At 62.2% G+C, this 26,219-nt stretch carries 28 protein-coding genes; 20 read left to right on the forward strand and 8 right to left on the reverse strand.

What is annotated here, in order from left to right:
- Nucleotides 1–10: 10 nt before the first annotated feature.
- Nucleotides 11–286, reverse strand: a complete 276-nt coding sequence (locus BN1133_RS06575) for a metal/formaldehyde-sensitive transcriptional repressor (protein WP_005345535.1) — start codon at nucleotides 284–286, stop codon at nucleotides 11–13.
- 68 nt (nucleotides 287–354) lie between these two features.
- Here BN1133_RS06575 and dmeF point away from each other — a divergent pair, with 68 nt between their 5' ends.
- Nucleotides 355–1,326, forward strand: coding sequence for a CDF family Co(II)/Ni(II) efflux transporter DmeF (dmeF, locus tag BN1133_RS06580; protein WP_050665742.1), 972 nt, complete (start codon nucleotides 355–357; stop codon nucleotides 1,324–1,326).
- Here the strand turns inward: dmeF and BN1133_RS06585 are convergent.
- The gene (locus BN1133_RS06585) at nucleotides 1,280–1,672 is read right to left on the reverse strand and encodes a protein-tyrosine phosphatase family protein (RefSeq protein ID WP_050665743.1); all 393 of its coding nucleotides are present in this window, start codon (nucleotides 1,670–1,672) and stop codon (nucleotides 1,280–1,282) included. The two genes, dmeF and BN1133_RS06585, sit on opposite strands and share 47 nt — an antisense overlap.
- Nucleotides 1,673–1,902: 230 nt before the next feature.
- Between BN1133_RS06585 and pulA the strand changes: the two genes are divergently transcribed.
- The 3 genes from pulA (at nucleotide 1,903) to BN1133_RS06600 (ending at nucleotide 7,438) form a co-directional block, all read left to right on the forward strand.
- Nucleotides 1,903–5,532, forward strand: coding sequence for a pullulanase-type alpha-1,6-glucosidase (gene pulA, locus BN1133_RS06590; RefSeq protein WP_231686245.1), 3,630 nt, complete (start codon nucleotides 1,903–1,905; stop codon nucleotides 5,530–5,532).
- 188 nt (nucleotides 5,533–5,720) lie between these two features.
- Nucleotides 5,721–6,761 (forward strand): plasmid segregation protein ParM domain-containing protein, encoded by a 1,041-nt coding sequence (gene parM, locus BN1133_RS06595; RefSeq protein ID WP_050665744.1) that lies wholly within the window; start codon nucleotides 5,721–5,723, stop codon nucleotides 6,759–6,761.
- On the forward strand, nucleotides 6,761–7,438 hold the full coding sequence (locus tag BN1133_RS06600; RefSeq protein WP_050665745.1) for a hypothetical protein: 678 nt from the start codon (nucleotides 6,761–6,763) through the stop codon (nucleotides 7,436–7,438). The genes parM and BN1133_RS06600 overlap by 1 nt, the downstream gene beginning before the upstream one ends.
- Before the next feature lie 37 nt (nucleotides 7,439–7,475).
- On the opposite strand, the gene BN1133_RS06605 is transcribed toward BN1133_RS06600, so the two are convergent.
- Nucleotides 7,476–7,823 (reverse strand): DUF1294 domain-containing protein, encoded by a 348-nt coding sequence (locus BN1133_RS06605; protein WP_197273652.1) that lies wholly within the window; start codon nucleotides 7,821–7,823, stop codon nucleotides 7,476–7,478.
- Complete coding sequence (gene arfB, locus BN1133_RS06610; protein ID WP_050665746.1) at nucleotides 7,824–8,240, reverse strand: alternative ribosome rescue aminoacyl-tRNA hydrolase ArfB; 417 nt, start codon at nucleotides 8,238–8,240, stop codon at nucleotides 7,824–7,826.
- A gap of 206 nt (nucleotides 8,241–8,446) precedes the next feature.
- On the opposite strand from arfB, the gene BN1133_RS06615 reads away from it, so the two are divergent.
- The 4 genes from BN1133_RS06615 (at nucleotide 8,447) to BN1133_RS06630 (ending at nucleotide 13,125) form a co-directional block, all read left to right on the forward strand.
- The gene (locus tag BN1133_RS06615; RefSeq protein ID WP_050665747.1) at nucleotides 8,447–9,454 is read left to right on the forward strand and encodes a Fe(3+) ABC transporter substrate-binding protein; all 1,008 of its coding nucleotides are present in this window, start codon (nucleotides 8,447–8,449) and stop codon (nucleotides 9,452–9,454) included.
- 36 nt (nucleotides 9,455–9,490) lie between these two features.
- Nucleotides 9,491–11,104 carry an ABC transporter permease gene (locus BN1133_RS06620; RefSeq protein ID WP_050665748.1) on the forward strand — a complete coding sequence of 538 codons (1,614 nt, stop codon included), beginning with the start codon at nucleotides 9,491–9,493 and terminating at the stop codon, nucleotides 11,102–11,104.
- Nucleotides 11,105–11,120: 16 nt separating this feature from the next.
- Nucleotides 11,121–12,146 (forward strand): ABC transporter ATP-binding protein, encoded by a 1,026-nt coding sequence (locus tag BN1133_RS06625; protein ID WP_050665749.1) that lies wholly within the window; start codon nucleotides 11,121–11,123, stop codon nucleotides 12,144–12,146.
- Between the two features lie 73 nt (nucleotides 12,147–12,219).
- Nucleotides 12,220–13,125 carry a Dyp-type peroxidase gene (locus BN1133_RS06630; RefSeq protein ID WP_050665750.1) on the forward strand — a complete coding sequence of 302 codons (906 nt, stop codon included), beginning with the start codon at nucleotides 12,220–12,222 and terminating at the stop codon, nucleotides 13,123–13,125.
- 57 nt (nucleotides 13,126–13,182) lie between these two features.
- On the opposite strand, the gene argR is transcribed toward BN1133_RS06630, so the two are convergent.
- Nucleotides 13,183–13,653 (reverse strand): transcriptional regulator ArgR, encoded by a 471-nt coding sequence (argR, locus tag BN1133_RS06635; protein WP_005345571.1) that lies wholly within the window; start codon nucleotides 13,651–13,653, stop codon nucleotides 13,183–13,185.
- Nucleotides 13,654–13,844: 191 nt separating this feature from the next.
- Between argR and BN1133_RS06640 the strand changes: the two genes are divergently transcribed.
- From BN1133_RS06640 to BN1133_RS06665, 6 genes are all read left to right on the forward strand, one after another.
- The gene (locus BN1133_RS06640; RefSeq protein ID WP_050665751.1) at nucleotides 13,845–14,585 is read left to right on the forward strand and encodes an ATP-binding cassette domain-containing protein; all 741 of its coding nucleotides are present in this window, start codon (nucleotides 13,845–13,847) and stop codon (nucleotides 14,583–14,585) included.
- A gap of 14 nt (nucleotides 14,586–14,599) precedes the next feature.
- Nucleotides 14,600–15,337, forward strand: coding sequence for a lysine/arginine/ornithine ABC transporter substrate-binding protein (locus tag BN1133_RS06645; RefSeq protein ID WP_050665752.1), 738 nt, complete (start codon nucleotides 14,600–14,602; stop codon nucleotides 15,335–15,337).
- 3 nt (nucleotides 15,338–15,340) lie between these two features.
- Nucleotides 15,341–15,991, forward strand: coding sequence for an arginine ABC transporter permease ArtQ (artQ, locus tag BN1133_RS06650; RefSeq protein ID WP_050665753.1), 651 nt, complete (start codon nucleotides 15,341–15,343; stop codon nucleotides 15,989–15,991).
- 2 nt (nucleotides 15,992–15,993) lie between these two features.
- On the forward strand, nucleotides 15,994–16,656 hold the full coding sequence (gene artM, locus BN1133_RS06655; RefSeq protein ID WP_050665754.1) for an arginine ABC transporter permease ArtM: 663 nt from the start codon (nucleotides 15,994–15,996) through the stop codon (nucleotides 16,654–16,656).
- 207 nt (nucleotides 16,657–16,863) lie between these two features.
- Nucleotides 16,864–17,799: a malate dehydrogenase gene (gene mdh, locus BN1133_RS06660; RefSeq protein ID WP_050665755.1), complete on the forward strand. Its 936-nt coding sequence runs from the start codon at nucleotides 16,864–16,866 to the stop codon at nucleotides 17,797–17,799.
- Between the two features lie 91 nt (nucleotides 17,800–17,890).
- Nucleotides 17,891–18,541, forward strand: a complete 651-nt coding sequence (locus tag BN1133_RS06665) for a tetratricopeptide repeat protein (RefSeq protein ID WP_136612727.1) — start codon at nucleotides 17,891–17,893, stop codon at nucleotides 18,539–18,541.
- A 33-nt stretch (nucleotides 18,542–18,574) separates the two neighbouring features.
- On the opposite strand, the gene hmpA is transcribed toward BN1133_RS06665, so the two are convergent.
- Entirely contained in the window at nucleotides 18,575–19,762 is a 1,188-nt protein-coding gene (hmpA, locus tag BN1133_RS06670; protein ID WP_050665756.1) for an NO-inducible flavohemoprotein, read from the reverse strand.
- 111 nt (nucleotides 19,763–19,873) lie between these two features.
- On the opposite strand from hmpA, the gene BN1133_RS06675 reads away from it, so the two are divergent.
- Nucleotides 19,874–20,338, forward strand: coding sequence for an Rrf2 family transcriptional regulator (locus BN1133_RS06675; RefSeq protein ID WP_050665757.1), 465 nt, complete (start codon nucleotides 19,874–19,876; stop codon nucleotides 20,336–20,338).
- 32 nt (nucleotides 20,339–20,370) lie between these two features.
- On the opposite strand, the gene BN1133_RS06680 is transcribed toward BN1133_RS06675, so the two are convergent.
- On the reverse strand, nucleotides 20,371–21,651 hold the full coding sequence (locus tag BN1133_RS06680; RefSeq protein ID WP_050665758.1) for an HlyC/CorC family transporter: 1,281 nt from the start codon (nucleotides 21,649–21,651) through the stop codon (nucleotides 20,371–20,373).
- Nucleotides 21,652–21,690: 39 nt separating this feature from the next.
- Nucleotides 21,691–22,479, reverse strand: a complete 789-nt coding sequence (locus BN1133_RS06685) for a cytochrome C assembly family protein (protein ID WP_050665759.1) — start codon at nucleotides 22,477–22,479, stop codon at nucleotides 21,691–21,693.
- A 195-nt stretch (nucleotides 22,480–22,674) separates the two neighbouring features.
- On the opposite strand from BN1133_RS06685, the gene ffh reads away from it, so the two are divergent.
- The 5 genes from ffh to rplS all read left to right on the forward strand — a co-directional run bounded on the left by ffh (nucleotide 22,675) and on the right by rplS (nucleotide 26,171).
- Entirely contained in the window at nucleotides 22,675–24,048 is a 1,374-nt protein-coding gene (gene ffh / locus BN1133_RS06690) for a signal recognition particle protein (RefSeq protein ID WP_050665760.1), read from the forward strand.
- A 165-nt stretch (nucleotides 24,049–24,213) separates the two neighbouring features.
- Entirely contained in the window at nucleotides 24,214–24,462 is a 249-nt protein-coding gene (gene rpsP, locus BN1133_RS06695) for a 30S ribosomal protein S16 (protein WP_050665761.1), read from the forward strand.
- 27 nt (nucleotides 24,463–24,489) lie between these two features.
- Nucleotides 24,490–25,011 carry a ribosome maturation factor RimM gene (rimM, locus tag BN1133_RS06700; protein WP_082177934.1) on the forward strand — a complete coding sequence of 174 codons (522 nt, stop codon included), beginning with the start codon at nucleotides 24,490–24,492 and terminating at the stop codon, nucleotides 25,009–25,011.
- 30 nt (nucleotides 25,012–25,041) lie between these two features.
- The gene (trmD, locus tag BN1133_RS06705; protein ID WP_050665763.1) at nucleotides 25,042–25,791 is read left to right on the forward strand and encodes a tRNA (guanosine(37)-N1)-methyltransferase TrmD; all 750 of its coding nucleotides are present in this window, start codon (nucleotides 25,042–25,044) and stop codon (nucleotides 25,789–25,791) included.
- Nucleotides 25,792–25,823: 32 nt separating this feature from the next.
- The gene (gene rplS / locus BN1133_RS06710; protein ID WP_005345623.1) at nucleotides 25,824–26,171 is read left to right on the forward strand and encodes a 50S ribosomal protein L19; all 348 of its coding nucleotides are present in this window, start codon (nucleotides 25,824–25,826) and stop codon (nucleotides 26,169–26,171) included.
- The last annotated feature ends 48 nt before the right edge of the window (nucleotides 26,172–26,219 follow it).

Below are 26,219 nucleotides of genomic sequence, written 5' to 3' on the forward strand. Positions count from 1 at the left end.
TGCTGCGCCCCTACTTCAGGTAGGAGCGCAGCACCCGGCTCACGCTCTCCAGATCCTGCAGGCGCTGCTGCGGCGTGCTCTCTTCGGCACCCAGGTGTTCCCGCAGATGCCCCTCCAGCACCTCCAGCATCAGGCCGTTGACCGCCCCGCGGATGGCGGCAATCTGCTGCAGTACGGCGCCGCAGTCGGTTTCTTGCTCCAGCGCCTGCTCGAGAGCGGCACTCTGGCCGCGGATGCGGCGCACGCGTGCCAGCAGCTTCTTCTTATCGTGGATCGTGTGGGACATCTAGGCGCTCCGAACAATGCTCTATATACTGGGGGGGAGTATATTTCATCTTTGCAGGAGCAGCCACCATGTCGCCCCACCCCTTCCCCTGTCACGCCCCTCTGGTCAACGAGGGGAATCCGCTCGCCGAACGCAAGACCCGCTGGGCCGTGCTGCTTACCCTGGTGATGATGGTGGCCGAAATCGGTGGCGGCTGGTGGTTCAACTCCATGGCCCTGCTGGCCGACGGTTGGCACATGAGCTCCCACGCTCTGGCGCTCGGGCTGGCGGTGCTGGCCTATCGGGCAGCCCGTCACTTCGCGCGGGATCGCCGCTTCTGTTTCGGCACCTGGAAGATAGAGGTGCTGGGGGGCTTCACCAGTGCCCTGATGCTGATCGGGGTCGCCCTGCTGATGCTGGTGGAGTCCACCGAGCGGCTGCTCAACCCGAGCGAGATCCACTACCAGCAGGCGATCGCCATCGCCGTGCTGGGGCTCATGGTCAACCTGGCCTGCGCCTGGTTGCTCAAGGATGACCACCACGGCCATCATCATGGCCACGATCACCACCATGGGCATCATCACGACCAGGGTCACCATCATCACCAGGATCTCAACCTGAGGGCGGCCTATCTGCACGTGCTGGCCGACGCCGCCACCTCTGTGCTGGCGATCCTGGCCCTGTGTGGCGGCCTCTGGTGGGGGGCCAGCTGGCTCGATCCCGTCATGGGGATCGTCGGTGCCGGCCTGGTGGGGGTCTGGGCGATCGGACTACTGCGTCAGACCGGGCGGGTGCTGCTGGATGCGGAGATGGACGCTCCCGTGGTGGAGGAGATCCGCGAGCTGGTGGCCGAGGCCCCGGAGGGGGCCACCATTCGGGATCTCCACGTCTGGCGGGTGGGGCAGGGGAGCTATGCCTGCATGCTCTCCCTCTGGACCGAGGAGGCCCTGAGTGCCGATCAGATGCGCGAGCGGCTCGCCATCCACGAGGAGCTGGTCCATGTGACGGTGGAGATCACCCCTTCTGTCCTTCGTGATAGACAGCGCCCAGCAGTAGCCTGAGCAGCAGATCCGACGGGTCGTCCAGCAGATGGCCCGTCTCCAGCAGCAGAGCCCCCTGGGGGCGGTAGCTGAGGGCGGCGTGCACCTGGCCCCTGGGATCGCGCACCTTGATGTGGCCGATCAGCTCACCGTTGGGGCCCGGATGGCAGTGCAGTTCCAGGGTGCGCTCCTCACCCAGCAGGGTGAAGTCCCGGGTGTGGGGCGGGGCATCCTCGTAGTCGGGCCAGCCGAAGAAGCCGAACTGCTCTGCCAAGGCACCAGCCTGCTGGCAGAAGTCGGTAAAGAGGCGCAACAGACTCCTGTACTCTTCATCCAGTCGCAGCGCCTGCTCCTTGCTCCTGTTCATATTCACTCCTTGGATGAGGGACCCTTTCAGTTCAACTCTCCCGCTTCATGCGCGTCTGTGAGCCATCTCCAAATTTCGGATAAAAGCCACCATCCAGCTGATAGAAAAGGATTTTCTGCCAAAGAGATCACGTTCATCCCCCGCATCACCTGATTACTATGTCGTCGCCCGAGCCATCGGGCCATGGACACACAGGTCCAGAGACAAACTACAGCGGGAATAATAAAAATATGGATATGAAGAAGACCAAAGTGGCACTGGCGACAGTGTCACTGCTTGCCCTATTGTCCGGATGTAACGGCAATGACTCCACCACGACTCCCGTGGTGCCCCCCTCAGATGGTCCCGTGGCCCGTCTGCCCAATGTGACCCCTCCCGGTGAGTTGGTGACCGCCGGCAAGAACGAGGCGGTGATCGCCCTGGTCGATACCCAGCGTGCCGCCGCCCGCAGTGCCGATGCTCCTTACACCGACTGGAGCATGCACCTGTGGAACAACGATGCCTGCAGTGCCACCGATCCAGCCGGCCTCAACAGCGACTGGAACGACAAGTCCAAGACCCCGATCCAGTCTGACAACTTCGGTCCGGCCTGGGTGATCCCCCTGGCCAAGGTCGAGGGGTGCATCAACTTCATCGCCCGTGACGGCAACCTTGGCAAGCTGAGCAACGACCTTAAGGTACAGTTTGCGGAGCATCCGGATCGCACCGTCGCCATCGTGGCCGGCAAGGATCAGATCTACGGCACCCGTGCCGAGGCCTTCACCGCCGCCTTCGGGGTGGCCGGGGCCAGTGCCCACCTCATCGACGGTGAGACCCTGATCTGGGAAGGGGGTAAGGATAAGGGGCTGGTGCGCCTCTACTACTCCGATAGCGGCCCGATCCAGGCCAACGAAAAGGGCGAGTTCGTCTTCCCCTATATCAGCCTGACGCCAGTCGAGTTGACCGAGGCCCAGAAGGCCAAGTATCCCCACCTCAAGGAGAAGGCGGCCTTCCGCCTGCCGGCCGGCAAGGATCTCAAGCCCCTGCTCAAGGGGGAACTGGTGGCCCTGGCGACCGATGGCGAGGGCATACTGCAGGGGGCGACCCTGGTGCAGAGCGCCGGCGCCCTCGATGCCCTCTATGCGGGCAACGCCAAGGGGCTGGAGTACGGTGCCCAGGTCAAGGATGGCAAGGTGGCTTTCCGCCTCTGGGCGCCGACGGCCAGGTCGGTCAAGCTGGCCCTCTACGACGCCAACCATCAGGCGTTGGGCGAGCAGGTCATGACCTATGACGCGGCCAGCGGCAGCTGGAGCTATCAGGGGGGCAGCGAGCTGGTGGGCAAGTTCTACCGCTTCGCCATGGAGGTCTACCACCCGATCAGCCGCAAGCTGGAACGCTATGAGGTGACGGACCCCTACTCCCTGAGCCTCTCCATGAACTCCGAGTTCAGCCAGGTGGTGGATCTCGAGGATCCGGCCCTCAAGCCTGCCGGTTGGGACGACCTCAAGGCGCCCCACAGCCAGAGCAAGCCGGCCGACATCACCATCTATGAGGCCCACGTACGGGATCTGACCGGTAACGATGCCTCTACCGATGCCGCCAAACGCGGCAAGTTTGTCGGCCTGACCCAGGCCAACTCGGTGCCGGTGCAGCACCTCAAGTCCCTGGCCGAGGCCGGGGTCAGCCACCTTCATCTGCTGCCTGTGTTCGACATCGCCACCGTCAACGAGGATCCGGCCAAGGTGGCCAATCTGGACGATCCCTTCAGCAAGCTGTGCCAGGTCAATCCGGACGTGACGAGCTCGGAGTTTGCCGGCTACTGTGCGGGCGGCCAGACCGTCGGCCAGGTGCTGGAGAGCCTCAAGGGGAGCGACAGCAAGGCCTCGCCCAAGGTGCAGGCCCTCTACGGCTACGTGCGCGGGGTGGACTCCTTCAACTGGGGTTATGATCCTTACCACTACACGGTGCCGGAAGGCTCTTATGCTACCAATGCCGAGGGGACGACCCGCATCAAGGAGTTCCGCGAGATGGTGCAGTCCATCAAGCAGAACATCGGCATGAACGTGGTGATGGACGTGGTCTATAACCACACCAATGAGGCCGGGCTCGGCTCCAAGTCGGTGCTCGACAAGATAGTCCCCTGGTATTACCAACGCCTCAATCCGGAAACCGGTGCGGTCGAGAACTCCACCTGCTGCTCCAACACGGCGCCGGAACACGCCATGTTTGCCAAGCTGATCGAAGACTCTCTGGTCACCTGGGCCAAGGAGTACAAGGTCGATGCCTTCCGCTTCGACCTCATGGGCCACCATCCCAAGTCACAGATGGTGGAGGCCCTGGCGGCGGTGAAGAAGGTCAACCCCGAGATGTACTTCTACGGCGAGGGGTGGAACTTCGGTGAGGTGGGGGACGACAAGCGTTTCGAGCAGGCGACCCAGAAACACCTGGCCGGCACCGGCATCGGCTCCTTCTCCGATCGCCTGCGCGACTCGGTGCGTGGCGGCAGCCCCTTCGACGGTGGCAACGGCCTGCGCGAGAGCCAGGGCTTCGGCAACGGCGCCTTCGTCTACCCCAACGAGATGAGCAAGGTGAGCAAGGAGCAGGCCCTGCACCTGGCGGATCTGACCCGTCTCGGCATGGCCGGTAACCTCAAGGCCTTCGTGTTGACTGACAAGGATGGCCTGCCCAAGCGCGGTGACGAGATCGACTACAACGGTCAGGCGGCCGGTTATGCCCAGGATCCTGTCGAGATCCAGAACTATGTCTCCAAGCACGACAACCAGACTCTGTTCGACATCCTCGCCTACAAGGCGCCGGAGGGGGCGGATCTGGTGCGCATGCAGGGGGTCTCGCTGGCCACTGTGCTGCTGGGACAGGGCATTCCCTTCACCCACGCCGGCAGCGAGCTGCTGCGCTCCAAGTCCATGGAGCGGGACAGCTACGACTCGGGTGACTGGTACAACAAGGTGGACTACACCCTGACCGACAACAACTTCGACAAGGGGTTGCCGCGCAAGGACAAGGACGAGGGGAACTACGACCTGATCGAGCAGGTGCTGGCCAAGCACGCCAAGCCGAGCGGTGCCGACATGGTGCGGGTCAACGGCTTCTATCAGGAGCTGGTGCGTCTGCGCTACTCCACTCCCCTGCTGCGTCTGGGCAGTGGTGACGAGGTGATCAAGCGGGTCGACTTCCGCAACACGGGGCCGGGTCAGGTGCCTGGGCTGATTGCCATGACCATCGACGACGGCAGCAAGGCCGGCGCAGATCTGGATGCCTCCGCCGACGGGGTGCTGGTGGTGATCAACGCCACCAACAGCGAGCAGAGCGTTGGTAACTTCGTGGATAGCGAAGGTCAGCCCATCGACCTCTCGACCCTGGTGCTCAGCGACAGGCACAACGTGGCCGGCATCGCCGGTGACTCCCGGGTCGAAGGGAGCGTGGTCAAGGTCTCTCCCTGGTCGGCCGCCCTCTTCGTCAAGCCCCAGAGCGCCGAGCGCAGCGGTCTGCCGGTGGGCAAGAAGGTGGATCTCGCCACCGTGCCGCCCTTTGGCAACACCAAGGTCTATCTGCGTGGTCTGCTGGGCCAGTGGGATGCGGTCAACGAGTTCGCCTTCGGCGGCAACTACGCCTATCAGTTTGCCACCGAGGTGGCGGCCGACAAGGTGGGCACGACCGAGGCCAAGGTCGCTGATGCCAATTGGGGCAGCCTCAACTACGGCAAGTGCGATGACACCCCGACCCTGAAGGCCGGTGAGCAGGTCACCCTGTGCAAGAACGGCGGTAATCTGGCCGTCGAGCTGGGTCAGGCCGGTCGCTTCACCTTCACCCTCAAGGCCCAGGACAAGGAACACCCGACCCTGGCCCTGAGTCTGCAGTAAGGATCCCGGCCCGCCAGCGGCTCGGCGCCGGCGGGTCCGCTTCCGTCTTCGGGCGGAATAACACCGAGAGAGTACGAGAGGGGGCGCGGGAGACTGCGCCCCCTGTTTTTATTCAAGAAAAGTGACGCTCTGGTCGCTGTAGCCGATAAAGCCGCCCTGGCGCCATTTCACCTGCCGAGACTCTTCCGATGAACCAAGCCCGTATCAAGTTCGCCATCGACGATGGCTCTACCAATGTCAAAGTCAGCTGGATCGAAGGGGGCGTGCTCAAGACGGTGGTCTCTCCCAACTCCTTTCGCAAGGACTGGAAGAGTGCGGCCCTGCTGCGGGGCCAGAAGGTGTTCAACTACACCATAGGCACCACCAAGTACACCTATGACGCCACCTCCGACAAGGCCCTCTCCACCACCCATATCGAGTATCAGTACGACGATCTCAACCTGCTGGCGGTACACCACGCCCTGTTGCAGACCGGGCTGGTTCCGGGGCCGGTGAGCGTGGTGGTGACCCTGCCCATCACCGAGTATTACAACCCGGATGACTGCCAGCGTAACGAGGCGAAGATCGAGGCCAAGCGCCACAACCTGATGCGCGAGATCAGCCTCAACAAGGGCGAGTTGTTCAGCATAGTGGATGTGGAGGTGATGCCAGAGAGCCTGCCGGCCGTGCTCTCCCATCTGCTCGACTCCAACTGCAACGAGTTCACCAAGTCTCTGGTGATCGACTGTGGCGGCACCACCCTCGACATGGGGATCATCGTGGGGGAGTTTGACGACGTTTCGGCCATCTACGGCAACAACGAGATCGGCGTCTCCATGGTGACCGATGCCGCTCGCAAGTCCCTCGCCGCGGCCGACAGCGACTCCAGCTACCTGGTGGCCAACGAGCTGATCAAGCGCCGCCACGACAGTGCCTTCGTCCAGAGCGTGGTCAACGACGAGTCGCGGATCCCGGATATCCTGCGCCGCATCGAGACCAAGATCCAGGAGTTGGGGGATCAGGTCGCCTTCGAGGCGAAGAAGTTCGCCAAGAATCCGAACCGGGTCTATCTGGTCGGCGGTGGCGCCCCCCTTATCGAGGCGGCAATCCGCGAGGCGTACCCGACCCTGGGTGAGCGGGTGATGATGATAGAGAATCCCCAGAGCGCCCTCTCCCGGGAGATCTGCCTCTACCACGCGGAGGAGGTGACCATCGATCTGGCCGAGCCCATGCTGCTCGAGGTCGAGTGATGAACCCGGGCAAGAAGCTCAACCTCTCCCTCTACCTCAATCCGGCGCACAGTGCGGCGGATCAGCGGGCCGCCGGCGCGCTGCAGCAGTGGTATCTGGGCCTGCGCCAGAGTGGCAGCGAGCGGGACGACGTCAGCATGACCATGCGGACCTTCCATCGCAGCGTCTACCTGGCCGGCTTGCAGCTCCACCTGTTGAGCCCGCGCCTCTGTCAGCACGTGGCCGAGTCTATCGGACGTGAGCCCCTGACCCTGGCCGAGCTCACCGCCGAGTTGCTCCGTTGCGAGCTGCTGCCGCGGGTCCCCGGGATGGAGGCCGAACAGCCGGAGGCGAGCTTCTCCCCCCGCCAGCTGGAGCAGATCCAGCTGCTGCTGAGCCATACCCGCGCCAGCGGGGAGACGGAGCGGGAGGTGGCCGGCGAGGCGCAGGAGGCGCGGCTTGAGAGTTTGCTGGAGGCGCAACAGGCAGAATTTGCCCGGCTGCACGGCGAGCTGGAGCGGCTGCGCGCCCTGGCCGAGCAGCAGGCGCTGCAACTGCAACAACTGAGGCTGAGCGGGCGCGCCGTCTCGACCCCGGTCGAGAGCAGTCGGGGCAGCACCACCGAGGAGCTGAGCCTGGCCGAGATGGCCCCGCCGACCGAGAAGATGCAGAAGGTGAGGCAGAAGGGGATCTTCTGAGACGAGAGAGCGTGGCACCGGCCACGCTCTTCTGTTTTCAGGGGTTGCACCACCACAGCAGGGCGGCGAAGAAGAGCAGGTTGCCGGCCACGCTCAGCCACAGGGGCAGCCTGTACTCCTTCTTGCTCGACTTGTGGCGCAAGAACTGGCGTGCCAGCAGGGCGCCGGGCCAACCGCCCAGCCAGCTCCAGGTGTGCAGGGTCTGCTCGGGGATGCGCTGACGCTTGAGGCGGGCGGCCCGTTTGTCCCAGCCATAGACCAGGAAGGTGAGCAGGCTCATGGTGACGTAGAAGAGGGCGACCGGCAGGGGGAGGTGACGGCTCAACACCAGCAGGGGGAGGGCCAGCAGCTGGGCGAGGGCGAGCAGGGTCTGAAAGCTGGTCATTTAATCACCCATGGGGGCGCGGCGGCCTGCCTTGATGGCCCCCTTGCGCTTCTTGGCGTCGACCCGGCGTACCTGGGAGGCGCGGGTCGGGCGGGTGGCATGGCGTGCCTTGGGGCGCTCGGCCGCCTTCTTCAGGAGCAGCAGCAGCCGTTCTCTGGCCTCCTGGCGATTCATCTCCTGGCTGCGGTGGCATTCGCTTCGGATCAGGATGAAGCCGTCGTGTACCCGGCTGTCGCGCAGGCGATCCAGCCCCTCCTTGTAGTGGTCCGGCAGGGTGGGTGAGGCGCGGTAGTCAAAGCGCAGCCAGACGGCGGAGTCGGTCTTGTTGACGTGTTGGCCGCCGGCCCCCTGGGCACGCATGGTCTGGAATTGCAGCTCTTGATCGGGGATGTGGCAACGGCTGGAGAGGATCAGCATGGGTTCTTGCGGCTCTGTTCGAATGGAAGGGATTGTAATGCCTGGGAGGAGGCGGGTCGAACTTCTTGATCTCCGTCATCGTTTTATTGAGTCGTCGATTGAAAAAGAGGGTTCCAGCAAGGGGATGGGCTTGTATCGGGAAGAGGAGTATGCAAAATACAAACGAGAATAATTGCTACTTGCGCCAACGATCCAGGAACAAAATCATGAAAAAGACTCTTCTGGCACTGTTTTTTGCTGCCGTGGCGACCCCCGCGGCCTTCGCCGCCCAAGAGGTGAACGTCTACTCCAACCGCCAGGATGAGCTGATCAAGCCCATCATCGAGCAGTTCGAGAAGGAGAGCGGCATCAAGGTGAACCTGGTGTTCGCCAAGGATGGTCTGACCGAGCGCCTGCAGCGCGAAGGCAAGCTGACCCCGGCCGATCTGATGCTGACCACCGACATCAGCCGCCTGACCGAGCTGGTGGACAAAGACCTGGTGCAACCGGTGCAGAGCAAGACCCTGGAGGAGAACATCCCCGCCTCCCTGCGCGATCCTGACGATCGCTGGTTCGCCCTGACCACCCGGGTGCGGGCCATCTACTCCAGCAAGGAGCGTCTCGGCAAGCTGGACGCCATCAGCTATGAGGATCTGGCCAAGCCCGAATACAAGGGCAAGATCTGCGTGCGCAGCGGCAAGAACGACTACAACGTGGCTCTGATCGCCTCCATGATCGCCCACCACGGCAAGGCCGAGGCCAAGCAGTGGCTGGAAGGGGTCAAGGCCAACCTGGCCCGCAAGCCCCAGGGCAACGACCGGGATCAGGTGAAGGCGATCAAGGACGGGGTGTGCGACCTGTCGCTCGGCAACAGCTACTACCTCGGCAAGATGCTGGCCGATCCGGCCCAGAAGGCCTGGGCCGACGCCGTCTACATCAACTTCCCGAACCAGCAGAACCGCGGCGCCCATGTCAACGTGAGCGGCATGGCCATGACCAAGTACGCCAAGAACAAGGAGGCCGCCGTCAAGCTGATGGAGTTCCTCTCCGGTGACGAGGCCCAGCACCTCTATGCGGAGCTCAACACCGAGTATCCGGTCAAGGTCGGGGTGGAGCGCTCGGCACTGGTCAAGTCTTGGGGTGACTTCAAGGCAGACAGCCTGGCGGTGAGCGACTACGCAAAACTGCGCAAGGATGCCCTGACGCTGCTGGATGAAGTGAAGTTCGATCTGTAAGGTGTGGGGGTTTTCCCCACCCGTGTCAGGAAACCGATGAAGTATTCCGGTTGGATGGCCGGCAGCTGGCTCACGGGCCTGCTGCTGGCCTTGCCCATTGTGGCCCTCTTCGTTTCCGCCCCGTCTGCCGACGGGGCGGTGATCTCGCATCTGGTCGATACGGTGCTCGGCACCTACGTGGCCAATACCCTGCTGCTGATGGTGCTGGTGGTGGCACTCTCGCTGCTGTTCGGGGTGCCGACCGCCTGGCTGGTGGCCATGTGCCAGGTGCCGGGACGGCGTGCCCTGGAGTGGGCGCTGATGCTGCCCATGGCGATGCCCTCCTACATCGTCGCCTACGTCTATACGGATCTGCTCGACTTTTCCGGCCCCCTGCAGGCGACCCTGCGCACCTGGTTCGGGCCCGAGCTGCGGCTGCCCGAGATCCGCTCCCTCGGCGGAGCGGCCTGGATGCTGGCGCTGGTGCTCTTTCCCTATGTCTATCTGCTGACCCGGGCCTCCTTCCTCGAGCAGTCGGTGAGCCTGATCCAGTCGAGTCGGCTGCTCGGCTGCAGCCCCTGGCAGAGTTTCCGTCGCCTCAGCCTGCCGCTGGCCCGGCCCGCCATCATGGTGGCCGCCTCCCTGGTGGCGATGGAGACCCTGGCCGACTTCGCCACCGTGCACTTCTTCGCGGTCAACACCCTCACCACGGCGGTCTATGACACCTGGCTCGGCTACGGCAGCCTCTCGGCGGCCTCGGCCCTCTCCTGCCTGATGCTGGTGGGGGTGGCGGCACTCATCGCCCTGGAGCGGCTCAGTCGCCGTCGGCGTCAGGTGTTCCAGAAGGGAATGGGTCACGAGCCCCCCCTCTGCTATCCCCTCTCACCGCTGTGGCGCGCCCTGGCGGCTATCTGGTGCTGGGGGCTGGTGCTGGCGGGCTTCGCCCTGCCGTTTGCCATCCTGCTCGACTATGCCATCGACTACGCCGGCCCCTCCTGGACGCCGGAGTTCGTGCGCTTCTCCGGCAACAGCCTGATGATCTCGGGGCTGGTGGCCCTGCTGGCGGTGGCGCTCTCCCTGCTGCTGCTCTTCACCCGCCGCCTCGACGGCGGGGTGAAGAGCCTGATCCCCCTGCGACTGGCGGCCCTCGGCTACGCCCTGCCGGGGACCGTGCTCGCCATCGGTGTGCTGGTGCCCCTGACCTCCCTCGACTTTGCCATCAACGATCTGGCCGAGTGGCTCGGTATGAGCGGCCCCGGCCTGCTCTTCACCGGCACCCTCACCGCCATCGTCTTCGGCTATCTGGTGCGTTTTTGCGCCATCGCCATCGGCTCGGTAGAGAGCAGCATGGGCAAGATAGCCCCCAGCCTCGACATGGCGGCGCGCACCCTGGGTGAGCGCAGTGTCGGCATGTTGCGTCGGGTGCACCTGCCTCTGGTGCGGCGCGGTCTGCTGGCCGGTGCCATGCTGGTGTTTATCGAGTCGATGAAGGAGCTGCCGGCGGCCCTGCTGCTGCGCCCCTTCAACTTCGAGACCCTGGCCACCCATGTCTATCAATTCGTTTCCGACGAAATGCTCGAGCGCGGCGCGCTCGGGGCCATCGTCATCGTCCTGGTCGGTCTGTTGCCCCTCATCTGGGTCAACCGCTCTCTCGACGGCCAGGGCCACTGAATCCAAGGAGTCGCCCATGTCGGTGCTTTCGGTCGAGCGGGTGAGCTGCCGCTACAATGGCCACAACGTGCTGGAAGATCTCTCCCTGACCGTGGGAGAGAACGAGATCGTCTGCCTGCTCGGGGCGAGCGGCTGTGGCAAGACCACCTTGCTCAAGGCCATCGCCGGCCTGCTGCCCCTCGCGGCGGGCACCATCCGCCTGGGGGGGGAGACCCTGGAGGGGCAGGGGGTCATGGTGGCGCCAGAGGCGCGCCAGATCGGCATGATCTTTCAGGACTATGCCCTCTTCCCCCACCTGACGGTGGCGGGCAACATCGCCTTTGGCATCAGCCAACGCCCCAAGGGAGAGCAGGCTGCCGAGGTGGCCAGGGTACTCGAGCTGGTCAACCTGCAGGGGTTGGCCGACCGCTATCCACACCAGCTCTCCGGGGGGCAGCAGCAACGGGTCGCCATCGCCCGGGCCCTGGTCTGCCAGCCGCGCCTGATGCTGCTCGACGAGCCCTTCTCCAATATCGATACCCAGGTACGGATGAAACTCATCGCCGAGATCCGTGCCCTGCTCAAGAGTCGCGGCATCGGAGCCGTGTTTGTCAGCCACAGCAAGGAGGAGGCATTCGCCTTCGCCGATCGGCTGGCCCTGTTTCGCAGCGGTCACATCGAGCAGGTGGGGGAGCCGGAGCGGCTCTATCGCAGACCCGAGAACCGCTTCGTGGCCGAGTTCCTCGGGGCGGTCAACTACCTGCCGGCCGAGGTGCTGGACGAGCGTCGGGTGATGACGCCGCTCGGTGAGGTGACCGGCAGCGAGCCCCATGGTCACGCCACCGGCCGCCGCCTCTCCCTGATGCTGCGCCCGCGCCAGCTGCATCTGCAGCCGGATGTGGCAGGCTGGCCCCTGGTGGGGCAGCAGTTTCTCGGCCATCACTGCAAGGTGAGCATCGCCTGCGGCGATCTGACGCTGGAGGCGAGCTGCGCCGAGCCGCTGCCGATGGGGGCGGTGAGGGTGGAGGTGGCCCCCCATCCACTGGTATTGTTTGAACCCTGATTTGTTCCCGAGCAAGGATCGGGCTCCCGACGAGCCTATAATGGTCCGCTCAACTCGATGAGGGAGATAGGATATGCAAGCCCAACAAGGCGTCTGTGCCGAACCGAACCTGCACGCACTCTACCTGATGCTCAACCGTTGCGGTGACGCCGGCGAGCTGGCGGCCCGCCTGGCCAGGACTCCGGCCCTGTGGCAGTCGGTGCAGGCCGACTTTCCCGATGCCGCCTTCAGCGGCCTGGTGGCCATCGGCTCCGAGGCGTGGGACTCCCTCTACCCTGCCGCCCGCCCCGAGCAGTTGCGTGGTTTCATGGCCCAGTCTGCCAACGGTCACGAGGCGCCCCACACCCCGTTCGATCTCTTCGTCCAACTGCGTGCCGACCGGGTCGATGTGCTGCACCACGCCGGTCATCGACTGCTGGCCCTGCTCGCCGGTCTGGTGACGATTGCCGAGGAGCAGCGCGGTTTTCGCAACCTCGACTGCCGGGATCTGACCGGCTTCGTGGATGGTACCGAGAACCCGCAGGGGGATCACAGGCCCGAGGTGGCGCTGGTCGAGGGCGGCGAGTTCGCCGGTGGCTCCTACCTGCATGTGCAGCGTTTCGTCCACGCCATGAGCGATTGGGAGAAGCTGGCCCTGAAGAGTCAGGAAGACATCATAGGCCGCACCAAGGTCGACAACATCGAGTACGAGTCGGTGGACAAGCCGCTCACCGCCCACATCAAGCGGGTCAATCTCAAGACCCCCAAGGGGGAGTCGATGGAGATACTGCGCCAGAGCATGCCCTGGGGCTCCATGAGCGAGCAGGGGCTCTACTTCATCTCCTGCTGTCGCACTCCGCTCCACTTCAATGCCATGCTGGCCAGCATGTACAAGGGAGAGGGTGGCCACTTCGACCACCTGCTGCGCTTCACCCGGGCCGTGACCGGCGCCGCCTTCTTCGCCCCGAGCAGCGACTTCCTGGCGCGTCAGGGAGCGTGAGCCCCACAATGCACAAACCCGGCCGAGGCCGGGTTTGTTGTCTCTGGGCGGTCAGACTCAGGGGGTCTGCTCGAACAACTCGAGGGCCGACATGTAGAGCTCCTCGATCTCGGTATCGCTGGTCGGGGTGATGAAGATGGTGTCATCACCGGCGATGGTGCCGAGGATCCCTTCCGCCTTGCCGAGAGAGTCGAGCAGGCGGGCAATCAGCTGGGCCGCACCCGGGCTGGTGTGGATCACCACCAGGGCGCCGTTGTGGTCGATATCCAGCACCAGGTTCTTGAGGGGACTGGAGGTGGTGGGCACGCCCAGTTCGACCGGCAGGCAGTAGACCATCTCCATCTTGGCGTTGCGGGTGCGCACCGCGCCGAAGCGGCTCAGCATCCGGGATACCTTGGACTGGTTGATATTCTCGAAACCCATTTCCTGCAGGGCGGCGACGATTTCCGCCTGGGAGCCAAACCGTTCCTCCTTGAGCAAGGCCTTGAAAGCCTTCGCCAGCTTCTCTTGCTTGTCGTTATGTTTCATCTTGGTCTCAGCGTAAGGATGCCTGTGGTGCCCAGGCGGCAGGGGTGTTAGCCCGCTTATTCTGCATTCGGCCCCCGCTTTTTGCAAGAAAGAGCGATTTGTAGTGCATATTGATTCAATTTTGGCTTGCTTTGGCCAACGTTAAGGCTAGAATCGGAGCTTCCTTCTGCAAACTTATTCATTATCTCTGTATGGCTATTGAGTTGTCCCATGTGGTCAAGAGCTGGCAGGAACACCCCATTCTGCAGCATGTCTCGTTTCGTACCGAACCGGGTGAGACCCTGGTATTGCTGGGCCCAAGCGGTGCCGGCAAGAGTTCTCTGCTGCGCCTGATGAACCTGCTCGATACCCCGGACAGCGGCACCCTGCAGATAGGGGGCGCTGAATTTTCTTTCCCGTATGCCCTCGGGGCTGCCGAGTTTGCCCGTCAGAGCCAGGCCCTGCGTCGCAAGGTCGGCATGGTGTTTCAGCAGTATCATCTGTGGCCCCACCTCACCGTGATGGAGAACCTGATCGAGGCGCCCGTCAAGGTGCTGGGAATGGGCCGGGCCGAGGCCATCGACAAGGGTCGCTATCTGCTCGCCCAGCTGCGGCTGGGGGACAAGCAGGATGCCTGGCCGGCCCGCCTCTCCGGTGGCCAGCAGCAGCGGGTGGCCATCGCCCGCGCCCTGATGATGGATCCCGAGATCCTGCTCTTTGACGAGCCGACCGCAGCCCTGGATCCCGAGATCACCAAGGAGGTGGCCGAGATCATCCGTACCCTGGCCGGCACCGGCATCACCCAGGTGGTGGTGACCCACGAGGTGGAGTTTGCCCGCCGCATCGCCAGCCAGGTGATCTACCTGGAGCGTGGCCAGATTATTGAGATGGGAGGGCCCGAGTGTTTCACTGCCCCCCGTACCGAGCGTTTCGCTCAATTTCTGATGCATTGATAAGGAAAGATGTCATGAAAAAAGCAGTCATGCTGTTTGCTGCCCTGGGTCTGATGAGCGGTGCCGTGGTCGCCAAGGAGATCAAGTTTGCCACCGAGGCGACCTATGCGCCGTTCGAGTTTATCGACGACAAGAACGAGTTCCAGGGTTTCGACATCGATCTGGCCCGTGCCATCTGCAGCGAGGCCAAGCTGGAGTGCAGCTTCCACAACCAGGCGTTTGACAGCCTGATCCCGAGTCTCAAGTTCCGTCGCTACGACGTGGCCATCGCTGCCATGGACGTGACTCCGGAGCGTGCCGCCCAGGTCGACTTCTCCGACATCTATTACGAGAACACCGCCGTGTTCGTGACCAGGAAGGGTGGCCTCAAGAGCCCCGAAGAGCTGGCCCAGAAGACGGTGGGCGTGCAAAACGGTACCTCCCATCAGAGCTATGTGCTGGATAACTGGAACAGCAAGGGGGTGCTGAGCGTGCCTTACGCCAGCTATCAGAACGCCTTCCTCGATATGCTCAACGGCCGTATCGATGCCGTGTTTGCCGACACCGCCGTGGCGGCCGAGTGGCTCAAGCAGCACCCGGAATACGCCATGCTGGGTGACAAGGTGACCGACGCCAAGTACTTCGGTACCGGCTTCGGGATGGCCGTCGCCAAGGGCAATGGCGAGCTGCTCGCCCAGCTGAACGCGGGTCTGAAGGCCATCAAGGCCAACGGTACCTACCAGAAGATCTATGACAAGTACTTCGCTCACTGATCCATGTTGAATCTGCTGTTACAGGCCACCCTCATGACCCTCGGTCTGGGGCTGGCCTCCCTGCTCGGCGGCTTGCTGCTGGCTATCCTGTTCAGTGCCGCCGAGCTCTCGGGCAGACGCCTCCTGGCCTGGCCGGTGGCCCTGGTCACCTCGCTCATTCGTGGCCTGCCCGAAATTCTGGTCGTGCTCTTCATCTATTTCGGTTCGACCCAGGTGCTGTTTCTCATCAGCGGGGAGTATGTGGAGTTCAGCCCCTTTGCCTGTGGCGTACTGGCCCTCTCTCTGCTGTTTGCCAGCTACGCCAGCCAGACCCTGCGTGGCGCCCTCAATGCGGTTCCCATGGGACAGCGGCAGGCGGCCTGGGCTCTCGGCCTCGGGCGTGTGCATACCTTCGTGCACATCGTGTTGCCCCAGGCCTGGCGTCACGCCCTGCCCGGGCTTGGCAACCAGTGGCTGGTGCTGCTCAAGGACACGGCCCTGGTGTCACTCATCGGGGTCAATGACCTGATGCGTCAGGCCCAGCTCGCCTCGGCCAGCACCTATGAGCCCTTCACCTGGTACGCCAGCGCGGCCGCCATCTACCTGGTCATCTCCCTGTGCAGCGAGGGGCTGCTGGGACGGGCCGCCCGCTATACCCGCCGCTACGGAGGCTAGTCATGCTCGCCTATCTCACCACCTTGCTCGAGGGGCTCGGCACCACCCTCGGCCTGACGGCGGCCAGCCTGCTGCTGGGGGTCACCCTGGCCCTGCTGATGACCTGGGTGCTGGAGCGTCGGGTGCCTCTGGTGCGCCAGCTGGTGCAGGTCTGGCTCCTGCTTTTCACCGGTACGCCACTCTTGGTACAGATCTTCCTCATCTATTACGGGCCGGGGCAGTTCTCCTGGCTCAAGGAGAGCTGGCTCTGGATCTGGCTCAAACAGCCCTGGTTCTGTGCCATGCTGGCGCTCGGCTTCAACACCGCCGCCTATTCGACCCGACTGTTCAAGGGGGCCCTCGATGCCATCCCGGCCGGCGAGGTGGAGGCGTGTCGGGCGTTGGGCATGGGCCCGGGGCAGACCCTCTGGATGAAGGTACGCCATGCGGCGCGGCGTCTGGTGCCGGCCTACTCCAACGAGGTGATCCTGGTGCTCAAGGGGAGCTCACTGGCCAGCACCATCACCATCATGGATATCATGGGGCTGGCCCAGCGCCTCAACGCCCAGACCTATGACACCCTGGCGGTGTTCGGGGTGGCCGGTTGCCTCTACCTGGGTATGAATGGATTGTTAACGGTCATGTTCAGAATCCTGGAGCGGCGGGCCTTGCGCTTTCAGCTGTGAGGGGTCGAATGAGCATAAAAATGGGGAAAAACCGTGTCTTGTATCTACTTATAGGTATTTTCCCGTGACAATCTTCTCCCCTTGCCCGGTGCCTCACAGAACCCGACGCTGAGCCTGTTATCAGATTGTTTTTTCGGGGGTGATCCAGTAAGGTGAGGCGCACAAGAACATAGTGCCTTAAACCTACGCTTAAACAGGGAGTTGATCATGAAAGTTGCCGTACTGGGTGCCGCAGGTGGCATCGGCCAAGCCCTCGCTCTGCTGCTGAAAAACCGTCTGCCGGCCGGCTCCGAGCTGAGCCTCTATGACATCGCCCCGGTGACCCCGGGTGTCGCCGTGGATCTCAGCCATATCCCGACCGATGTAAAGATCAAGGGCTTCAGTGGTGAGGATCCGACGCCGGCTCTGGTCGGTGCCGATGTGGTGCTGATCTCAGCCGGTGTGGCTCGCAAGCCGGGCATGGATCGCTCCGATCTGTTCAACATCAACGCCGGAATCGTTCGCAACCTCATCGAGAAGTGCGCGGCCACCTGCCCGAAGGCGCTGATCGGTATCATCACCAACCCGGTCAACACCACGGTCGCCATCGCTGCCGAGGTACTGAAGAAGGCCGGTGTCTATGACAAGCGCCGTCTGTTCGGTGTCACCACCCTGGACGTGATCCGTGCCGAGACCTTCGTCGCCGAGGCCAAGGGGCTGAACGTGGACAATGTACGCGTCAAGGTGATCGGCGGTCACAGCGGCACCACTATCCTGCCGCTGCTCTCCCAGGTTGAAGGGGCTACCTTCACCGAGGAAGAGGTTGCTGCCATGACCAAGCGAATCCAGAACGCCGGTACCGAAGTGGTGGAAGCCAAGGCCGGTGGCGGCTCTGCCACCCTCTCCATGGGTCAGGCAGCCTGCCGCTTCGGCCTCTCCCTTATCAAGGGCCTGCAGGGCGACGCCAACGTCATCGAGTGTGCCTATGTGGAAGGTAACGGCGAGCACGCCACCTTCTTCGCCCAGCCGGTGCTGCTCGGCAAGAACGGTGTCGAAGCCGTGCTGGAGTACGGTGCCCTGAGTGCCTTCGAACAGCAGGCCATGGACAGCATGCTGGATACCCTCAAGGGTGACATCCAGCTCGGTATCGACTTCGTCAAGTAAGTCGGCCGCGAGAAGAAGGGGAGCCCAGGCTCCCCTTTTGCATTTCAGTGTGCCGCCCGGCGGCCGATAAACAGGAACAGCAGGAGGTGGTATGAAGAAGATGCTCTGTTTGTCCCTGTGGGGTATGGCGGCCTTCGCCTGGGGGGCCGAGGCGATCCCCGTGGTGCGTGCCCCGGCGGGGAGTGAGGCGCCCATGGAGGCGGTACAGCTCTATAGCCAGGATGAGTTGCTCACCTGGATCGAGCAGGGAACCCATCTCAAGCGGGTGAAAGATGACAAGTGCCAGTTGACCCAGGATATCGAGGCCCGTGCCAGCGTGATGAAGATCCCCGCCTATCAATTCCTGTGGGGAGACATGCTGGCCTGGGGCGTCTGCACCGGGAGCAATGCCGAACTGGGTGTCTCCTACCTGCGAGAGGCCGCCGATCAAGGGCTGGCTCCGGCGCTGGAACAGCTGGGGCGCTACTACTGGAAGGGGATCCTGGTACAAAAGGATCTGCAACGTGCCGAGGTGATGCTGCGTGAGGCGGCCGGGGCCGGGTTTACCAAGGCCCAGATCGAATGGGTGGAATTTCTGGTAGCGGGTCACGGTAGTCCGCTCGACTACGAGAGCGCCTATCGCTGGCTCCATAATGCCGTGATTGGCGACAAGCAGTTGCACCAGAAGGCGGCCTCACTGCTCTCGCGTCTTGCCAGCAAGATGCCCGACAATGTGGTGACACGCGCCAAGGCGATGCACTAAAACGAGGGGCGTGCCAGGCACGCCCCTTGCTGGTTACAGGCTCTGATGGGGGCCAAAAAACTCGTAGTGCAGGCGCCCCTCTTCGACTCCGCGTTCACTCAACTGGCGTTTCACCTCTCTCATGAACCCTTCCGGACCGCAGAAGTAGTAGTGGGCTCCCGCCGGCAGCAGCTCGTTGACCTGCTCGAGATCCAGCTGGCCGGCAAAGTCGAACTTCCCCTCATCCCCGGCACGTGGCTGACGATACCAGGTTCTCGCCTCCAGGTTGGGGAGACGGGCAGCCTTGCCGGCGATGTCATCTGCAAAGGCGTGCAGGCCACCGTATTCACAGGCGTGCAGCCAGCGAACTTCCCCTTGATGACCGGTGACGATCAGCTGGTTGAGCATGGCCAGCATGGGGGTGAGCCCCACGCCACCGGAGAGCAGGACGATCGGCGTATTGGTGGTCGCATTGAGGAAGAAATCCCCCGCCGGCGGGATCACGTCCAGCTCGTCTCCTTCCTCGAGGCGATCGTGCAGCAGGTTGGAGACCTGACCACCGGCTTCCCGTTTGACGCAGATGCGATAGCTGCGGCCATTGGGGGCATCGGAGAGGGAGTACTGCCGGATCTCGGTATGGGCAAGGTCGGGGTGGCTCAGCTGCAGGCTCAGGTACTGGCCAGGAATAAAGTCCACCACGCTTTCCCCGTCTTTGGGCTCGAGCACGAAGCTGGTGATGAGATCGGACTCGATGCGCTTCTGACGAATGACGAAGGGACGGGTGCCGCGCCAGCCACCTGTGGCCTCTTCCCGCTCGGCATAGATCTGCTCCTCGCGGCCGATGAAGATGGAGGCGAGCAGACCATAGGCCTTCTCCCAGGCGGCCAGAATCTCATCGGTGACCGCTTCGCCCCCCAATTCTTTGAGCGTGGCCAAGAGATGGCTACCTACTATGTGGTATTGTTCCGGCTTGATCAGGAAGCCGGTGTGTTTGTGGGCGATGCGCTCGACGGCGCCGGTCAGGGCCGACAGGTTGTCGATATGGCGTGCATAGGCCGCGACGGCGTTGAACAGTGCCACCGGCTGACCCCCCGAGTGCTGGTGGGCCAGGTTGAAGACATCCTTGAGTTCGGGATTGTGGGTGAACATGCGCTGGTAGAAGTGGCGGGTCAGAGCGGGTCCGGCTGACTCCAGAAGGGGGATGGTGCTCTTGATAGTGGCAATCGTCTGTTGATCCAGCATGGTGATCTCCGCTTTAATTAAACATATAAAATGTCACTTACATAAGTGGCATCCTAAATGTTTATTTGATTCAGATCAATCTTTCATCGCCATTGAGAGCAAGCACCCATTATGAGACTGACCAGCTATACCGATTTTGGACTGAGAGCCCTGCTCTATCTGGCCACCCTGCCGGAGGGGGAGCTGTCGAGTGTGGGCAAGGTCTCGGCCCTCTATGACGTCTCACGCAACCACATGGTCAAGGTGATCAACCAGCTGGTGAAGCTGGGTTATCTGGGCTCCCAGCGAGGCAAGAACGGGGGGATCTGGTTGGCGGTGAAGCCTGCCGAGGTGAACGTGGGGGCGGTAATTCGTGAGCTGGAAGGGAATCTCGACGGGATCGATTGTGGCTCTCCGGTTTGCCACATCGTCTCTGTCTGTCTGCTCAAGGGGGCGCTCAAGGAGGCGATGAACGCCTTCCTGGGGGTGATGGACAACTATACCCTGGAGGATCTCCTCGCCAATCGCAGTGAACTGCAACAGGTATTCGGTCAGCTCATTCCCACCCTGACGGTGGAAGAGGAGCCCGAAGAGTAAGGGGGCGGCCAGTTGGCCGCCCCTGCTTTTCATCAGTGTTCGTTCTCTCGCTCGCGGCGATAGAGGGCGGGCATCAGACGCACCAGCTTCACCATGTTCTGCTCCACCTCGACGATCTCGATGGGATAGCCGGCCAGGCGCAGGCTGATGTTGGGCTGGGGCAGATCTTCCAGGTATTCGAGGATAAGACCATTGAGGGTTCGCGGTCCGTCGGTGGGCAGATGCCAGCCCATCTCCTTGTTGAGTTCGCGAATGTTGGCCGACCCCTCCACCAGATAGGTGCCATCGGGCTGGGGGTGAATTTCGTCGCTCGGTGTCGGCGCCATGGAGGTGGTGAAGTCACCGACGATCTCCTCGAGGATATCGTCCAGGGTGATGAGCCCCTGGATATCCCCGTACTCGTCGACGATGAGACCGATGCGCTCCTTGTTGCGCTGGAACTTGGCCATCTGCACATTGAGGGGCGTGCCCTCGGGGATGAAGTAGATCTCCTTGACCGCCCGCAGCAGGCTCGACTTGTTGAACTGCTCCTTGGCCAGTAGTCGCAGGGCATCGCGGGCATGCAGAAAGCCCACCACATCGTCGATGTTATCCCGATAGAGCAGTGCCTTGGTGTGGGGGCTGTGCACCAGTTGGCGCACTATGCTCTTCCAGTCGTCGTTGATGTCGATGGCATAGATATCGTTGCGCGGCACCATGATGTCTTCGACCAGCACCTTGTCGAGATCCAGGATGCTGAGCAGCATGTCCTGGTGGCGCTGGGGGATCAGGCTACCCGCTTCGTTGACTATGGTGCGCAGCTCTTCGGGGCTGAGGGAGTGATCCGAACCCGGTTGCAGGCGCAGCATCCGCAGCAGCAGGTTGGTCACGCCGTTGATCATCCAGACGAAGGGGGAGAGAGGGACCATCAGGGCATTGAGTACGATGGAGGCCGGATAGGCGATCCGCTCGGGGAACATGGCCGCCAGGGTCTTCGGTGTTACCTCGCCAAAGATGAGCACGACTATGGTCAGGCCGAAGGTGGCCACGGCGACCCCGAGATCTCCGAACAAACGAATGCAGACCACGGTGGCGATGGCCGAGGCGAGGATATTGACCAGGTTATTACCGATGAGGATGAGGCCGAGCAGACGATCGGGGCGTTCGAGCAGTTTCTCGACCCGACGGGCCGCACGATGCTTGGTCTGGGCCAGATGACGCAACCGGTAGCGGTTGAGTGACATCATGCCGGTCTCGGAGCTGGAGAAGAAGGCGGAACAGAGGATGAGCAGCACCAGAACGATGAGTAGTGTGCCCGTCGATATGCTATCCAAAAAGGACTCCCTTGGTTGGTTGATAGAGTGCGGCCATCGTCAGCTCAGGAGGATCTCCTTGACGAAGCGGCTGCCAAAATAGGCGAGAGTAAGGATCAGGCTGCCCAACAGGCTCAGCCAGACGACCTTGCGACCCCGCCAGCCATGGACGTGATGCCCCCATAGCAGGAACACATAGACGCACCAGGCGATGATGGAGAGGATCGCCTTGTGGGCCTTGCCCTGAGCAAACATGTCGCTGAGGAAGAAGAAGCCGGAGGCGATGGAGAGGGTGAGCAGGAACAGGCCCACCGTCATGAGGCGAAACAGTCGCTTCTCGACCGTCATCAGAGGGGGCATGGCTGGCAGGTGAGTCAGCTTGCGCGCCTTGAGGCGATAGTCGAGATAGGCCAGCTGCAGGGCAAACAGGCTGGCGATGGAGAGCACGGAGTAGGCGATGAGGGCCAGCCCGATATGAAGCAGCAGCTGGGGGTGTGACTCCAGGTGGGTGATGAAGTGGTTCGGGATCAGGGTGTCTGCCACGATAAGCAGGGCCGAAAAGCCGTAGACCACAGGAAGCAGCAGCCAGCCATTGAAGCGCTTGGTCACACCGGTCATGAAGGCACTGATGATGAAGCTGACCAGAGAGGCGACATTGAGCAGGCTCAGGTTCTGCCCCGACTGGGTGAGCACCTCCTGTGTCAGCGAGAAAAGATGGCAGAGCAGGGCCAGTCCGGCACAGGCAAACAGTTGCCTGTGTCCCTGCGCTCCCGGAGAGAGCAGCAGATGCAGGGAGGCGATGATGGCCAGCAGATAAAAGGCCAGCGCCAGAACGGAGAGGACGATCATAGGTAAGTCGTTGCCGAGCAAGCTCTTCTGTGGTCAAGATAGGCAGTATACCCTCTGCGGCGCCCTGCTCGCCAGTTGTGCAATTCCGATCCTGCCCCCATATCCGGCTCATCGGACCCAGCCTGCCATCGTGCCGCAGCCGATGCTGGGTTATAATGCCGCCAATTTGCAACGCCAAGACATTCGGAACGCGTCATGTTTGAGAATTTGACAGATCGACTCTCGCGCACCCTGCGCAACATCAGTGGCCGTGGCCGCCTCACCGAGGAGAACATCAAGGAGACCCTGCGTGAAGTGCGCATGGCCCTGCTGGAAGCCGACGTGGCGCTGCCCGTGGTGCGTGACTTCGTGGCGCGCGTCAAGGAGCGGGCCGTCGGCCAGGAGGTCGCCAAGTCCCTGAGCCCGGGTCAGGCCTTCATCAAGATCGTCCACGCCGAACTGGTCGGCGTCATGGGGGAGGCCAACGAGCAGCTCAACCTGGCGGCCCAGCCCCCCGCCATCATACTGATGGCCGGTCTGCAGGGTGCCGGTAAGACCACGTCGGTGGGCAAGCTGGCCAAATTCCTCAAAGAGCGTAACAAGAAGAAGGTGCTGGTGGTCAGTGCCGACGTCTACCGTCCGGCGGCGATCAAGCAGCTCGAGACCCTGGCGAGCGACATCGGTGTCGACTTCTTCCCGAGCGAGGCGACCCAGAAACCCATCGATATCGCCAACGGCGCCATCGACCACGCCCGCAAGAAGTTCTATGACGTGGTGATCGTCGATACCGCGGGTCGTCTTCATGTGGATGGCGAGATGATGGAGGAGATCAAGGATCTCCACGCCGCCATCAAGCCCATCGAGACCCTGTTCGTGGTTGACGCCATGACCGGTCAGGACGCCGCCAACACCGCCAAGGCATTTAACGAGGCGCTGCCCCTGACCGGTGTCATCCTCACCAAGGCGGACGGTGACGCCCGCGGTGGTGCCGCCCTGTCGGTGCGCCACATCACCGGCAAGCCGGTCAAGTTTATCGGTGTCGGTGAGAAGACCGACGCCCTCGAGCCGTTCCACCCGGACCGACTCGCCTCCCGTATCCTCGGCATGGGTGACGTACTCTCCCTGATCGAGGAGGTGGAGCGTAGCGTCGACAAGGAGAAGGCCGCCAAGCTGGCCGAGAAGGTCAAGAAGGGGCAGGGGTTCGATCTCGAGGACTTCCGCGAGCAACTGGCCCAGATGCGTAACATGGGCGGCATGATGGGGCTGCTCGACAAGCTGCCCGGCATGTCCGGCCTGCCCGATAACGTCAAGGATCAGATGGATGACAAGCTGACCGTGCGTATGGAGGCCATCATCGGCTCCATGACGCGCAAGGAGCGCGCCCATCCCGACATCATCAAGGGCTCACGCAAGCGCCGTATCGCGGCCGGTGCCGGGGTTGAGGTGCAGGATGTGAACCGCCTGCTCAAGCAGTTCACCGAGATGCAGCGGATGATGAAGAAGATGTCCGGCAAGGGCGGTATGCGCAAGATGATGAGCCAGATGCGCGGTATGATGCCGCCGGGCTTCGGCGGTGGTCGTGGATTCTGACCCGACCGGGAGGGCTCGCTACGGCGAGCCCTCTGCGTTTCTATTGGGCAAAAAATGGCAGGTTCGGTTGCATTTGTTCCGAATCCAAGTAGAATTATGCGGCTTATTTTAAGCTAGGGTCCGCGTGTTTGCGGGCCTTGTTCATTTGATGTTTATGAGGACGATATGGTAACCATTCGTTTACAGCGTGGTGGCGCGAAAAAGCGTCCGTTCTATCAGGTAGTAGTTGCCGACAGCCGTAACGCCCGTGACGGCCGCTTCATCGAGCGCGTAGGCTTCTTCAACCCGATCGCCGCCGGTCAGGCTGAAAAGCTGAACCTGGATCTGGCTCGCATCGACCACTGGGTTGCCACTGGCGCCAACGTGTCCGATCGCGTTGCCAAGCTGATCAAAGACGCCCGCAAGGCTGCTTAATCAGTCTGTAAGGTAAGGAGTCCCGAGGTGGAAAAACCTGTAGTCATGGGCACACTCGGTACCGTTTACGGTATCAAGGGTTGGCTCAAAGTGAACTCCTTCACCGACGTTGCCGAAGCGATTTTCGATTACAACCCCTGGCTGATTCAGCAAAACGGGGAGTGGCGCGAAATCCGGGTTTCCGGCTGGAAACGTCACAACAAGGGTCTGATTTGCAAGCTGGACGGTATCGACCTGCGCGAAGAAGCCCTCGCCCTGACCAATCTCGAGATTGGCGTCAATCCGGAACTGCTGCCGGAACTGCCCGAAGGGGAGTTCTACTGGCGCGACCTTATCGGTTGCTCCGTAGTCACCACCAAGGGGTATGATCTCGGCAAGGTGACTGAGTTGATGGAGACCGGCTCCAACGATGTGCTGGTCGTCAAGGCGAATGTAAAAGATGCCTTTGGCAAACAGGAGCGGCTGTTGCCGTTTCTGGAAGGGCAGGTGATCCTCAATGTGGATCTCGCTGCCAAAACAATCGAAGTTGATTGGGATCCTGGTTTCTAGTTCCCTGACATTCGGTGTCGGAGGTTTCATATGTGGATTGGGGTAATCAGCCTCTTCCCGGAAATGTTCCGAGCCATTACCGAACACGGGGTAACGGGTCGGGCCGTCAAGAATGGCCTGCTGCAGATTGAGTGCTGGAACCCCCGGGACTTTACCCACGACAAACACCGCACGGTCGATGATCGACCCTATGGTGGTGGGCCCGGCATGTTGATGATGGTTCAGCCGCTGCGTGATGCGATTCACGCGGCCAAGAAGGCGGCAGGTGACGGGGCGAAAGTCATCTATCTCTCACCGCAGGGGCGCAAGCTGACACAGGCTGGCGTCACCGAGCTGGCGGTCAACCGGAAGCTGATTCTGGTGGCCGGTCGATACGAGGGTATCGACGAGCGGGTAATCCAGACCGAGGTCGACGAAGAGTGGTCCATCGGTGATTACGTGCTAAGTGGCGGCGAGCTGCCTGCCATGACCCTGATCGACGCGGTATCGCGTCTGGTCCCCGGGGTCTTGGGTGATCAGGCCAGCGCCGAGCAGGACTCCTTCACGGATGGCCTGCTGGATCATCCCCACTACACCCGGCCCGAGGTGTTGGATGGGCTGACGGTGCCAGAGGCGCTGCTGAGTGGTAATCATGCGCTGATTCGGCGCTGGCGACTGAAGCAGTCTCTCGGACGGACCTGGCTGAGAAGGCCGGAACTTATTAACAACCTAGCTCTGACTGACGAGCAAGAATCACTTCTTGCCGAGTATGTTCGCGAACAGCAGGACATCGTTAAGTAGAGTTATCAGTTAACCCTAGGTAGGAAAAGACAATGAGCAAGATTATTCAACAGCTTGAACAAGAGCAAATGCGTACCGATATCCCGGCTTTCGCCCAGGGCGATACCGTGCGTGTTCAAGTTCGCGTTAAAGAAGGTGGTAAAGAGCGTCTGCAGGCTTTCGAAGGCGTTGTTATTGCCAAGCGTAACCGCGGTCTGCACTCTGCTTTCACCGTTCGCAAGATCTCCAACGGCGAAGGTGTTGAGCGTGTATTCCAGACTCACTCTCCGCTGATCCACAGCGTAGAGCTGAAGCGTCGTGGTGACGTTCGCCGCGCCAAGCTGTACTACCTGCGCAACCTGTCCGGTAAAGCTGCTCGTATCAAAGAGAAGCTCAACTAATTCCGACAGGAATGAAAAGGCTCGCCAATGGCGTAATGCCAGTCAGTT

The organism is Aeromonas schubertii (genome assembly GCF_000820105.1).
Lineage (GTDB): Bacteria > Pseudomonadota > Gammaproteobacteria > Enterobacterales > Aeromonadaceae > Aeromonas > Aeromonas schubertii.